The sequence below is a fragment of the Candidatus Solincola tengchongensis genome (assembly GCF_015711935.1).
Classification (GTDB): domain Bacteria; phylum Actinomycetota; class Geothermincolia; order Geothermincolales; family RBG-13-55-18; genus Solincola_A; species Solincola_A tengchongensis.
In genome coordinates, this window is sequence record NZ_JACVJJ010000089.1 from 87,009 (window position 1) to 98,840 (window position 11,832).

Sequence of the window (11,832 nt, forward strand, 5' to 3'; positions counted from 1 at the left end):
TGGTCTATGATCCGTCCTTTGCGGATTAAGTGCGGCGAAATTGCTGTCCTTGGTCCCTTTCCAGTGATATGAATATACCCCGTCCGCAGCCCCGATAAACCGTTCTCGAGTGTGCGGCGGCGATTCGATCTGCGGGAGTGTATCCTTCGTCCGGAGAGGGATCCAGGATTCCCGTGATCGCCTCTTGCCCCCGTCGACACCACCTCTGAGCCTCACGAAGATGTCCGCTCATCAAAGCCAGGGGTCTTAAAAAGGCTGTCCCACCGTTTCTTGAGATACCTCCGCGAAAACTGGGCCTGCCACCGGAAAGACGAATCTTCTCCGTAAAAACACGAGCGGCGAAAGAAGGGGCCGGGACAAGGGAAGTGACGATTGAGGGCGTCGAAACGAGAGGGCTCCAGGGAATCTCCGGAACGGCGGGGGGAGAATCGCTCCAGTGGAAAGGCGATCGTGCTCACCCGTGATTTGGACGAGCGGTCTCGTCCGCCTGGGCCATGCCCCAGGCGACGGCGATCGCCAGAATCCCGCCGGAAGGCCTTCTGCCCATCGACTCTCCTAACCTCATCGCAATTTCTCTCGAAAGGACCGGTAGCGATGGAGGGCCGCCAGAGCCCGGGACGCCCTTTCCGGCGAGGTGATGACGGGTATCCACGGGCCAAGGGAACGGTCCAGTTCCTCGAGGAACCCCCGATCCCCCAAGGAACAGGCCACAAGCGGCTTTTCCGGCGCCAGCTCCCGCAGGCCCACGGCGCTTCCGAGGAAGTCATGCACGGAGACCCCCCGGAGCTGGAACTCACGGAATACGGCGTAGGGCATGACCATTATGGAGAGCACCATATCGATCCCCGGGTCCTCAAGGAGTGCCTTCATGGCCGGGAGGTAGGCGCCCGAAGGACCCACGTCCAGCGGGTTGCGCACGTTCATCCAGCGGGGAGCGATGGCGCGGATCCTGCCCTCCGTATCCGGAGACAGCGGCGGGAGGACGAGGCCCGCCTCCGCCGCGGCATCGGTGGCCAGGGCACCCAAGCTCCCGCTGGAGGTGGCGATGCCCAGCCGGTTCCCGCGGGGCAGCGGCTGAGTGGAGAAGACCCGGGCCAGGTCCACCAGCTCCTCCAGGGTCTCGGCGCGTACGGCGCCCGTCTGCCGGAAAACCGCCTCGTAGAGCTCGTCCTCCCCGGACATGCTCCCGGTGTGGGAGGCGGTGGCCTCCCGGCCCTTCGCCGTGCGCCCGCTCTTCAGGATGAGCACCGGCTTGTCCGCGGTCACCCGGCGCAGGGTCTTCACCAGCCTCCTGCCCTCGGCCGCTCCCTCCAGGTACATCATGATCACCTTTGTCTGCGGGTCGGCGTGCAGGTACTCCAGGACCTCGCACTCGTCCACGTCCATGCGGTTACCCAGGGTCACCGCCTTGGAGATGAAGACGCCCTGCTGGTGCAGTCCGTCCAGGAGGATGTTCCCGAAGACGCCGCTCTGGGCGATGACCCCCACCGGGCCCGGGGTGAGCGCCTCCTCAACCACCTCCACGGTGGAGAAGCGGTTCTCGGTGTTCACCACGCCCACACAGTTGGGCCCTACTACCCGCAACCCACGCCGACGGGCGATCTCCCGGCAACGCTCCTGGAGCTCCTTCCCTCCCTTCCCCACCTCGGCGAAGCCGGCGCTCTCCACCACAACGTTCTTTATCCCGCGCGCGGCGAGCTCCTCCAGCACCCCCGGCACCGCCTCGGCGGGGACGATGACCACCGCCAGGTCGGGGTCGCCGGGGACCTCGGAGATGCGGACGTACACCGGCAGGCCATGCAACTCGCCCCCTGCGGGATTCACCAGATAGAGGCGGTCACCCCAGCCCTGCCTCTGCAGGGCCAGGGGGAGGATGAACCCGAAACCGGGGGAGCGCCTCGCCCCCACGATGACCACTTCGCGTGGCTCGAAAAAAGGTTTCAAGGACTGAGGGTCAGTCTCTCTGCGCATTCCTTCCTCTCTTTCCACCTTCCCACTCTTCTCGTCATCAAACCCGGCGAGACAGGCTCCGCTTCATGCCGCCTGCGCCATTCAGAGCGCCACTCAGAAAAGGAAAACGCCTCACCCGTGGTATCCCTTAGTATAGGAGAGACCGGGCTTTCAAGGGTAATCACTCGCTAAGTCCGCCCATGAAAACGGTCTCCTCTGTGGGATACGAGCCTCGAGCGGTTCATAAAGAGCATGAAGTTACGCTTTGGCGGTCAACCACAGAAGCACAAGAAGCCATGCCATGAAGGGTAACCCCTTAAGACGGTCGCCCGGTGAAAGAGGGCCTCTCCTAGGGAACAAGAGCCTGAGGAGAAGCGTTTAGGGTATGAGCCGTCGACCCTCAGCGGCAGTCACGGAAGCGCATGGCGTCCCCTGAGGGTTCGACTCCCTCAACACGCGTCCTCAGATCGTCTCGGCCTCGACGTGAGTCTCGGGCTGCCGGGCGGGAAATGGACATAACAATACCAATAAATGGTATTTAGGGGCCGGCATTCACAACCTTCCCGCCACCCACCACCCGCTCCCCCTGGTAGAAGACCGCGGCCTGCCCCGCTGCCGCCGCGTCGGCGGGCTCCATGAACTCCAGCCGCGCCTCCCCACCGGAGAGGGGAATCACGCGAGCACGGAACTCCCTCCCGCGGTAATGCATCATCACCGAGACCTCCAGCGGACCGCCGGGGGCCTTTCCGGATACGAAATTGACCTCCCGAAGGCGCCCTTCACGACACCGCGGCGGTTCCCGGCTCACTATCAGGGCGTTCCGCTCCCGGTCCATGCCCGCCACGTACCAGGGCCCGGGCCTGTCGACCTTCAATCCCTTTCTCTGTCCGAGGGTGTAGAGAGGGAGTCCGCGGTGGGAACCGATCACCTGCCCCTTCCTGTCCAGCACCGGTCCGGGCCGGAGCTCTCCTCCGTGCCAGGCCATCAAGAAGGAGGCGTAGTCCCCGTCCCCGATAAAGCAGACGTCCTGGCTCTCCCTTTTGTCATGGACCTTGAGGCCCAGCTCCGCGGCCAGGGAGCGCGTCTCCTCCTTGGTCAGGTCCCCCACGGGAAAGAGGATCCGGGGGAGCTGCTCATTTCGCAACATGTAAAGGAAATAGGACTGGTCCTTCCTCTCGTCCCTGCCTCTGAGGAGGACGTGGAACCCTGCACCCCCTGCGGCACGGGCAAGGCGTGCGTAGTGGCCTGTGGCCAGGAAATCGGCTCCCCAGGCGGAGCAGCGTTTGAAGAGGGCTTGGAACTTTACCCACCTGTTGCAGGCCACGCAGGGGTTGGGCGTTTCCCCGCTCAGGTAGCCGTGAAGGAAATAATCGATGACCCGCCTCCTAAATATCTCCCGTAAGTCCAAAAGGTAGAAGGGGATGTCCAGCTGGTAGGCCACCCTCCTGGCATCGTCCATATCCCGGATACCGCAGCAGGTCCGTGCACCCTCCCCTCCCCCGTCGAAGAGCCTCAGGCCCACGCCGATGACACGATAACCTTCTTCCTTGAGGAGAGCGGCGGCCACGGAGGAATCCACTCCCCCGGACATGGCCACAACCACCGTACGACCTTTCATCCTCCCTCGCCCCCGCGTTCCTTCGAGGCCTCTCGCCTCTGAGATCCTCCCGGAAACCGGTCCGGCCTCTCAGGCTCCGTGGGGGACCAGCATCCGCTCCACGGCTTTCAGGGCACGGACACGGATGCCTTCCGGTACCTTCACCCGGGGCTGGAGCGTCTCCAGTGCCTGCAGCACCTTGGTCAGGGTGGTCAATTTCATGTTCGGGCAAAGGGGCTCCACGACGGGAGGAAAGAACCTCTTTCCCGGCACAGCCTTGCGCAGGGGGTGGAGCATCCCGCACTCCGTGGCCAGGATGAACTCCCTGGCTTCCGATTCTCGCGCCGCCTCCACCATGCCCGATGTGCTGCGTATGTGGTCCGCCAGCTCCAGAACCTCCCGCGTGCACTCTGGATGGGCGATGACCTCCGCCTCGGGATGAAGCTCCTTGGCCCTCAGGATGTGCTCTCTCCGGATGCCCTGGTGCACGTGGCAGAAACCGTCCCAGGGGATGATCTCCTTCTCCGGCACCCGGTCGGCTACGTAGGCGGCAAGGTTGCGGTCGGGCAGAAAAAGCACACGCTCGCCCTCCACGCGGCGCACCACATCCACGGCATTTGAGGAAGTGCAACAGTAATCGCTCACCGCCTTCACCGCGGCGGTGGTGTTGACGTAGGAGACCACCGTCACCTCCGGGTGCTCCTCCCGGAACCTCTTCACCTCGCGGGCCTCGGCCATGTCCGCCATGGGACATCCGGCGTTGAGGTCGGGTAGGAGGACGAGGCGGTCCGGGCAGAGTATGGAGGCCGTCTCGGCCATGAAGTGCACACCGCAGAAGACGACGACCTCGGCGTCCGTCCGCGCCGCCTGGCGGGCCAGGCCCAGGGAGTCGCCGACGAAATCCCCTATATCCTGCACCTCCGGCCTCTGGTAATTGTGGGCCAGGATGACCGCGTTGCGCTTTTCCTTGAGGGCCAGGATGCGCTCTACCACTACTTCCTCGGGAAGCAGCAGTTCGTAGGGCGTTTCCCTATTTCTCATTCGCTCATCAACTCCTGCATGTTCTCATGAACCATCCGCCTTTATGGCCCTATATGTAATACATGGCCCGAGATCCGTTCTCCATCCCTTCCTGCATGACCACCAGGTCGGCGAGGGTCTTTCCGGCAAGTACCTCCCGCATCGAACTGGTTACCTCCTCCCAGACCAACCGGGTGGCGCAATCGTCCGCCCGGTTGCAGTAGCTCCTGCTGGACACGCACTCCACCATACTTAACTCACCGATGCAGGCCTCCACTATCTCCAGGAGGTCTATCCGCTCCGGGGGGCGAGCGAGCATGAAACCGCCCTTCGCCCCCCGCGCGCTGCGCACCAATCCCGCCCTGCGGAGCAGGATGAACACCTGTCCCAGGTACCGCTCGGAGAGCCCTTGGCGGGCGGCCACCTCACGCAGGAGCACGGGACGGCTTTGGCCGCCGTGCAGCGCGAGGTCGAGCATGGCCCTCATCCCGTAGCGCGCCTTGGTGGGCATGCGCATGTCCCGCACCTCTCAGGTCACCAGCACCGGCCGGCGGCGGCCGGAGATCCTCCTGATCCTCTCCACGATCCCCGGTAGCACCCGTATGACGTGTTGTATATCCTCCTCGGTGGTGTAGCGACCAAGGGAAAAACGCAGGCTGCACTGGGCGAGCCGCGGGGGGACACCCATGGCCAGGAGCACATGGGAGGGCTCCACGGAGCCCGAGGTGCAGGCTGATCCCGTGGACACGGCCACGCCCTCCATGTCCAGCGCCAGGAGGAGCGACTCGCCGTCCGCGCCCTCGAAGCTCAGGTTCAGGATGTGGGGAAGGGAGGTCTCGGGGTCCCCGTTGCGGTGTACCCCGGGCACCTCTTCCATGAGCGCCTCGGCCAGCTCGTCCCTTAGCTGCCGCAGCCGGGGCAAGACCTCCTCCATCTCCTCCACGGTGGTGGAAAGGGCCCTGGCCATGCCCACTATGCCTGGGACGTTCACCGTCCCGGGACGCAACCCCTTCTCGTGATGGCCCCCCTGCATTATGGGCCGGATGGGAGTGCCCTTCCGGATGAAGAGGGCTCCCACCCCCTTGGGACCGTAGAACTTGTGGGCGGAGAAGGACACCAGGTCCGCCCCGAGATCGTCCACGTGGAGGGGCATCTTCCCTGCCGCCTGCACGGCGTCGGTGTGGAAGAGGACCCCCCTCTCCCGCGCTATGCGGGCTATCTCCCTGACCGGCTGAAGAGCTCCCGTCTCGTTGTTGGCGGTCATGACGCTGATGAGCACGGTGTCCGCCTCGATGTTCTCCCTCAGGGCCTCAAGGTCCACCAGGCCCCGGCCGTCCACAGGAAGGTAGGTGACCCGGAAGCCCTCCTTTTCCAATTCCTGGCAGCAATGGAGCACGGCGTGATGTTCGGTCTGCGAGGTGATGATATGGCGCCCCACCTCCCGGACGGCCAGTGCCACGCCGCGGATGGCCAGGTTGTCGCTCTCCGTACCCGACCCGGTGAACACCACCTCCTCGGGGCGGGCGCCAATGCAGGCGGCGAACTCCTCGCGCGACTCCTCCAGCAAACGGTGGGCTTCCTGCCCGAAGAGGTGGACGCTGGAGGAGTTGCCGAAGGCGTTCCGGTAAGCCCCTACCGTGGCCTGAAGCGCTTCTTCCCGGATGGGAGTGGTGGCCGCACTGTCCAGGTAGATCCTTCTCCTCATCGAATCTCTCCTTGCCTATTCTCAAGAAACACGCCCTCACCAGGCGATGACCTTGCCCGACTCCCGGTAATGGTTTAGCCCAACCGCACCGCCCCCCGACCCCGCTCCGCTTCAGGGAGAGACGGTGGATTCGAAGAGCCAGGTGGAAAGGTATCGCTCCCCCGTATCGGGAAGGATGACCACCAGCATCTTGCCCCGGTTCTCCGGCCGGCGGGCCACCTCCAGCGCCGCCCAGGCGGCGGCCCCGGAGGATATTCCTACCAGTATTCCTTCCTCCCGGGCCAGCCTCCGGGCCATGGCGCCGGCGTCCTCGTCTCTCACCCTCACGATCTCGTCTATGAGCTCCGTCCGGAGCACTTTGGGGACGAAGCCGGCCCCGATGCCCTGGATCTTGTGCGGGCCCGGCTCGCCGCCCGAGAGTACCGGTGAGGCCTCCGGCTCCACGGCCACCACGTAGAACTCCGGCTTGCGTTCCTTGATCACCTCGGCCACGCCGGTGAGCGTCCCCCCGGTGCCCACCCCGCTCACCAGGATGTCCGCCTTCCCGTCGGTATCCTCCCATATCTCCCGGGCGGTGGTCAGGCGGTGGACAGCCGGGTTGGCCGGGTTCTCGAACTGTTGGAGCATCAGGGCCCCCGGGATGGTGCGCACCAGCTCTTCGGCCTTGGCCACCGCCCCCTTCATGCCCTCGGAACCCGGGGTGAGAACCAGCTCGGCTCCCAGCACCTCGAGGAGCTTCCTCCTTTCCAGGCTCATGGTCTCGGGCATGGTGAGGATGAGCCGGTAACCACGGGCGGCGCAGACGAAGGCCAGGGCGATGCCCGTGTTCCCACTGGTGGGCTCGACGATCACGCTGTCCTCTCCCAGTCTCCCTCGCCGCTCGGCGTCCTCGATCATGCTCACCCCGATGCGGTCCTTCACGCTGGAAAGCGGGTTGAAGGACTCCAGCTTGGCGTACACCTCCGCCTCGATGCCTTCCGTCACTCGGTTCAACCTCACCAATGGGGTGTTTCCCACAGTCTGGGTGATGTCCGCGTAGAGCCTGGCCACCACGCCTCCTTTCCTCTCATCTTCATCCAAAATTAAAATTACTATAATTACTATCGTTTTAGTAGTCAATATTTATATCGCCTGTCGGGTTGATCTCTTGCTTCTTCTCGCCCCTGAAGTGCCTGCGGGAATGATAAGCGAATCCACCTCAGAGCGGCTTACCGCCGTCGAGAGGAAACCAATGCGGGACCATGCCCCACCGGGAGCCCTTGCCGCGCTGAATCGTCTCGGTGGGAATGCGACGAAAGCAACGTAAAAAGCCCTGCCCACCCCGGAGGGCCGCATATGCTTTTCCCCTTTACCTGCGCCGCGACCCTGGTCCTTCCTCTCCCGGCGTTCAAGAGTCCCGGAAGGTCAGGTCACCGGGCCATATGGCGGAGATATATGGGTGGGATCAGGGAATGGGAAGGGAAAGGGAACCGGACGTCCAGGGTTAGCTCAAGCGCACATCCACGTACCCCTGACCCTTTTCCATGCCCGCCAGCCGGAACTCCCTCTCCTCGAAGACCTCCATGAGGCCCCAGAGTCGCCCGGCGATTACGGGGGGCGAGTACGGGTTGACGATCCTCACCCTGTAACCCCCGTCCTCTTTCTTCATCGTCGCGGTCCTTCCCCAGCTCCGCAGGGGGAACTTCAGGAACTCGGCCTCCAGGGAGGTGCGGTCCTTTATCTCCCCGTAATACCCCCGGGCGTAATCGCGGCTTATCTCGGCGATGATGCCCCCTACCTCCTCTCCCAGCTCCTCCTCCAGGACGCGGACCACGGCCACGATGCCGTTGGTGTTGTGGAGGATGAACCGCCTCCCGCTGATGCGTTCCCGGATGAGAGAGATCTCGGGGTTCCACTCGAACTGCTCGGAAACTGCCATGGGGACGCCGCACTCCGGACAGTAGCGGTACTCGAGGTCTCCCTCCTCCACGAAGGGGATGCCCAGCTCCACCTCCTGCTCGATGCGCTCCTCGAGCACCGGCTCTCCCTCCACGGCCACGACGTCGATGATGTCCCGCGCTTCCTCGTCCCTCCAGCGCGGGTCTCCCCTCCTCCCGTCCGCCGCCTCGAAGACGCCCGCCCAGTCTCCCCGGGCCATGGGATCGCTGTAATAGTCTAGCGTTTTTATGGAGAGGATCTCCCCCTCCCGATACTCGAGCACCTCCGCGATGCCCAACCCCCAGTAGGCGCAGAAATGGGTAATCATGCGGAAGACGTCCAGGGGCGAGGGATCCTTTCCCGCCCGGCGCAGGTTCTCGATGAGGGAACGGGTGTAACGCACTCCGTCCTTCCGCTTTCCCTCGATGACCAGCCGGGTGATGTCGAAGTCGATGCGCCGCGAGATGGCGGGAAAGAGGTTGTTGAGCTCCTCCACATCATAGAGGGTACCCCTTATGTGGGGCGGCTGCTTCGCCGTGATCACCCCGTTGTTGTGCCAGGCGTTGCCCTTCCCTATCCCGCGGGGAAGGCCGCAATGTCCACAGGCCCATTTCTTCCTCTCCATGCTCGTCCTCCCGCCCCTATGATCCGGAAAAGCCTCACATCGGCTCGCAGCCTCTCCGCCCCATCTTTACTTATTGATTCGTAATTTCCTCCGTTTCCCCTTTCGGAGCCGGGGTGTCAGGAACCTTTAGGCATGCACAACAGCGCACGCCGCTCGGAAGCCCGACCGTTCGGTTCGATGATGGAATGCGATCCTGCCCGCCGGACGGATATCCATCCTCTCCGCACAAAAGCCCTAACGCGACCGGTTCACGGAACGAAGAACGCCGATCTTTTCGCCTTCTTGGCCCGCAGCGCTCAGGCCTTGACCTTTTTCCACCCTCCGGGGAGCAGCTCCATGACCCGGTCGCGGATGAACTCGTTGTCCTCCTCCTCGGCCAGGCGGAAGAAGATGTCGAAGGGTATGTCCTTGCGAGACACGAACTCGGTCACGATGTGGATCATACGAGTGATGAGCTTCATGCCCTTGCGGTCCCGGGGCACGGTGTCCGCCCACTGGCGAAGGGTCTCCACCTGCTGGACGAAGCGGCCCTCGGCCTTCTCCCCCAGCTCCTCCAGCACCTCGTACATCCGCCGCTTGGGCGGGAGGGTGAAGAGCTTCCCGATGTTCACCTGCACCCCGCCGTCCTCCCTCCGGTAGACGGCCACGGGGAGGATGGGCGCGGGCGCGGCGCGGGCCAGGTTGGCCACCCCGAACTGGAAAGGCTTGACCTCCCCCGGTTTGCTCCGTGTGCCCTCCGGGAAGACGAGGACCAGCTCACCCCGCCGCAGGTGCTCAAGGCTCCGGCGTATGGCCTCGGAATTGTCCCCTCCGGAGCGGTCGATGGGGATGACCCCGAAGACCTTCCAGAGCAACTTTCCCAGGAGACCCTCCGCCCCGGTCTGGATCTCCTTCTTCGCCCAGGGCCAGATCTGGCGGTGGATGAGCACCGGTTTCAGGGCCAGCGCCACGGCTATGATGTCCACGCTGCTCTGGTGGTTGCAGACCACGATGAAGGGCCCGTATCTCGGGACGTTCTCCCTCCCGCTCACCCGGAGGTCGTACTTCCTCGAGCGGGCCACCAGGGCGAAAGGTATCCTCAATATCACGTAACGCAGCCACATGTTCTCCCGCTCCTCAAGAACCGTCGTTCAGCTTCCGGTAAGATTTCCTCTATTTACCAGATTAGGGATATTCACAGTCCTCTCCGGCATTGTACCCAAGCCGCGACATGCCGCCTTCTCCGCCCTTCCCTTCGCGGCGGGGCGCTTACGCGCCGCGAAGCCTCCCGCCACGCTCCCTACCGCACCTCATAGCGCCGGTCGGAATAAACCAGCCTCCCCTCCTTGAACACCGCGTTGGGCCGCATGACGTGTTCCATGTTCTGCAGCGGATTCCCGGGCAGGATCACCAGGTCAGCCAGCTTTCCCTTCTCCACGCTCCCCAAATCACCCTCCATCCCCAGGATGCGAGCGTTGTTGATGGTCGCGGAACGCAGGACGTCCACGGGCGCCATGTCCGTGAGCTCGGCGAGAAGCACCATCTCCAAGCCCAAAAGGGCCGGGGTCAGTTGAGGGACCCCGCCGTCGTTCCCGCAGCCGATGAGCGCACCGGCGTGGTAGAGACGGTTCAGGTTCTCCCGCCCCACCACAAGGCCCTGGGTGAATATCTTGGGATCCACGACGTACATGAGATGGCGCCGTTCCGGGAAGGAGGGGTCGCGGGAGTTCCTCTCCGTCCGCATTATTGAGCGGTAGATGGGAGGCTCGAAAAGCGATGGGTAGAGGTTGCGCAGGACCTCCCTGCGATTGTCCAGGCTTCGCCGCACCAGGGGGTCGTCGAGGTACGGATCCCCCCGGCTCATGCCGCCAAGCGCCCAGGCCACGGATACCGTGGGCACCACGTACATCCCCGCGGAGACGAACCTCTCCACCTCCCGGCCATCGAGTACCTCGTCGGTGGGGAGGTGCTCCATGCCGTCCAGGCCAAAATCCACGCCGCGCCGGAAGCCGCGGCGGAAGCGGTGATGGGCGGAGACCTTCAAGCCCCTTTCGTGGGCCGCCTCGACCAGCCTGCCGAGAAGGTCGTCGTCCATGACGGAGAGGGGCTTCTGTCCCACGAAGAGGGAGCGGTCGTCGAAGGCGGTCTTTATGAAGCAGGCTCCGTCCCCGGCATTCCTCTCCACCGCCTCCTCCACCTCGCCGGGAGTCCTTACCTGGTACCCGAACCGCCCCCACCTCTCCGCCAGCCAGGCGGGCGTGGGAGGCATGAAATCCGGGTAACCGCCGGGCACGTTGATGAAGGAACCGGCGAAAAAGACGCGCGGCCCCAGGAGCTCGCCCCTCTCTATGCGCTCCGCGAACCCCTTGAGGAGAAGCGGGAGCGACCCGGCGTCCCTGACCGTGGTCACCCCGTGGACCACGCACTCCTCCAAACATCTCTCCACCTGGCGCCTCATGGAGGCCAGGACATCCGGGGCGAGGGATAGGGTGGAGGGGAGCAGGGTGTGGCAATGGGCGTTTATCAGGCCTGGTATCACGAAGGCCCCCGAGGCGTCCATCACCTTGTCGTATACCGCTTCCGCCCCCCTCTTCTCCGTCGCCACCTCGACAATGCGCCCATCCCTCACCACAATGCTCCGCTTGTGGAGCATGGTGCCGCCCACCACGTCCACTACCTCTGCGTTCCTTATAAGAAGCGCCTCCCCCTTCCCCGGCGACCAGACCACGGGTTCGCGCCTCTCGCTGCGGAAACGGCGCGCACAGCATACAGGCGCCGCGACGCCGCAGGTCGAACACCAGGCGACCACTTTTCCCAGCCTTCTGAGCATCCTCCTCACCGGCTTCACGCCCCTTTCGCCGCTCTCATTCCCTCCAGGAACGGAAATTCCCCCGGGAAAGGGCCGCAGCCGCCCCTCTCTCAGGGACACCGTCCCCCAATTCAACCCACCATCTCGTTGAAGACAGCGCACGGCCTTGCTCATCCCCATGAGAAAACCACTAGAAGACATAACCCCCACCAAACCGCCTTACCTGCACC

9 protein-coding genes are annotated in these 11,832 nt (G+C 64.1%); all 9 read right to left on the bottom strand.

The window, feature by feature from the left end:
- Positions 1–561: 561 nt before the first annotated feature.
- Complete coding sequence (locus tag H7007_RS08490) at positions 562–1,971, bottom strand: acetate--CoA ligase family protein (protein ID WP_287154701.1); 1,410 nt, start codon at positions 1,969–1,971, stop codon at positions 562–564.
- 517 nt (positions 1,972–2,488) lie between these two features.
- Positions 2,489–3,568, bottom strand: coding sequence for a tRNA 2-thiouridine(34) synthase MnmA (gene mnmA, locus H7007_RS08495; protein WP_287154702.1), 1,080 nt, complete (start codon positions 3,566–3,568; stop codon positions 2,489–2,491).
- A gap of 69 nt (positions 3,569–3,637) precedes the next feature.
- Positions 3,638–4,588: a quinolinate synthase NadA gene (nadA, locus tag H7007_RS08500; RefSeq protein WP_287154703.1), complete on the bottom strand. Its 951-nt coding sequence runs from the start codon at positions 4,586–4,588 to the stop codon at positions 3,638–3,640.
- A gap of 49 nt (positions 4,589–4,637) precedes the next feature.
- Entirely contained in the window at positions 4,638–5,084 is a 447-nt protein-coding gene (locus H7007_RS08505) for an RrF2 family transcriptional regulator (protein ID WP_287154705.1), read from the bottom strand.
- Between the two features lie 12 nt (positions 5,085–5,096).
- Positions 5,097–6,272: a cysteine desulfurase family protein gene (locus H7007_RS08510; RefSeq protein WP_287154707.1), complete on the bottom strand. Its 1,176-nt coding sequence runs from the start codon at positions 6,270–6,272 to the stop codon at positions 5,097–5,099.
- A gap of 111 nt (positions 6,273–6,383) precedes the next feature.
- Complete coding sequence (gene cysK, locus H7007_RS08515; protein WP_287154708.1) at positions 6,384–7,322, bottom strand: cysteine synthase A; 939 nt, start codon at positions 7,320–7,322, stop codon at positions 6,384–6,386.
- Positions 7,323–7,755: 433 nt separating this feature from the next.
- Positions 7,756–8,814 carry a hypothetical protein gene (locus tag H7007_RS08520; RefSeq protein ID WP_287154710.1) on the bottom strand — a complete coding sequence of 353 codons (1,059 nt, stop codon included), beginning with the start codon at positions 8,812–8,814 and terminating at the stop codon, positions 7,756–7,758.
- A gap of 296 nt (positions 8,815–9,110) precedes the next feature.
- Positions 9,111–9,917: a lysophospholipid acyltransferase family protein gene (locus H7007_RS08525; RefSeq protein ID WP_287154712.1), complete on the bottom strand. Its 807-nt coding sequence runs from the start codon at positions 9,915–9,917 to the stop codon at positions 9,111–9,113.
- A 176-nt stretch (positions 9,918–10,093) separates the two neighbouring features.
- A complete protein-coding gene (locus H7007_RS08530) occupies positions 10,094–11,623 on the bottom strand; it encodes an amidohydrolase family protein (protein WP_287154714.1) in 1,530 nt (509 codons plus the stop codon).
- Between the last annotated feature and the right edge of the window lie 209 nt (positions 11,624–11,832).

Coding starts and splice junctions, on each gene's coding strand:
- H7007_RS08510 (WP_287154707.1), bottom strand. CDS start 6,272: ATGAGGAGAAGGATCTACCTGGACAGTGCGGCCACCACTCCCATCCGG.
- H7007_RS08530 (WP_287154714.1), bottom strand. CDS start 11,623: ATGCTCAGAAGGCTGGGAAAAGTGGTCGCCTGGTGTTCGACCTGCGGC.
- mnmA (WP_287154702.1), bottom strand. CDS start 3,568: ATGAAAGGTCGTACGGTGGTTGTGGCCATGTCCGGGGGAGTGGATTCC.
- H7007_RS08525 (WP_287154712.1), bottom strand. CDS start 9,917: ATGTGGCTGCGTTACGTGATATTGAGGATACCTTTCGCCCTGGTGGCC.
- nadA (WP_287154703.1), bottom strand. CDS start 4,588: ATGAGAAATAGGGAAACGCCCTACGAACTGCTGCTTCCCGAGGAAGTA.
- H7007_RS08505 (WP_287154705.1), bottom strand. CDS start 5,084: ATGCGCATGCCCACCAAGGCGCGCTACGGGATGAGGGCCATGCTCGAC.
- H7007_RS08520 (WP_287154710.1), bottom strand. CDS start 8,814: ATGGAGAGGAAGAAATGGGCCTGTGGACATTGCGGCCTTCCCCGCGGG.
- H7007_RS08490 (WP_287154701.1), bottom strand. CDS start 1,971: ATGCGCAGAGAGACTGACCCTCAGTCCTTGAAACCTTTTTTCGAGCCA.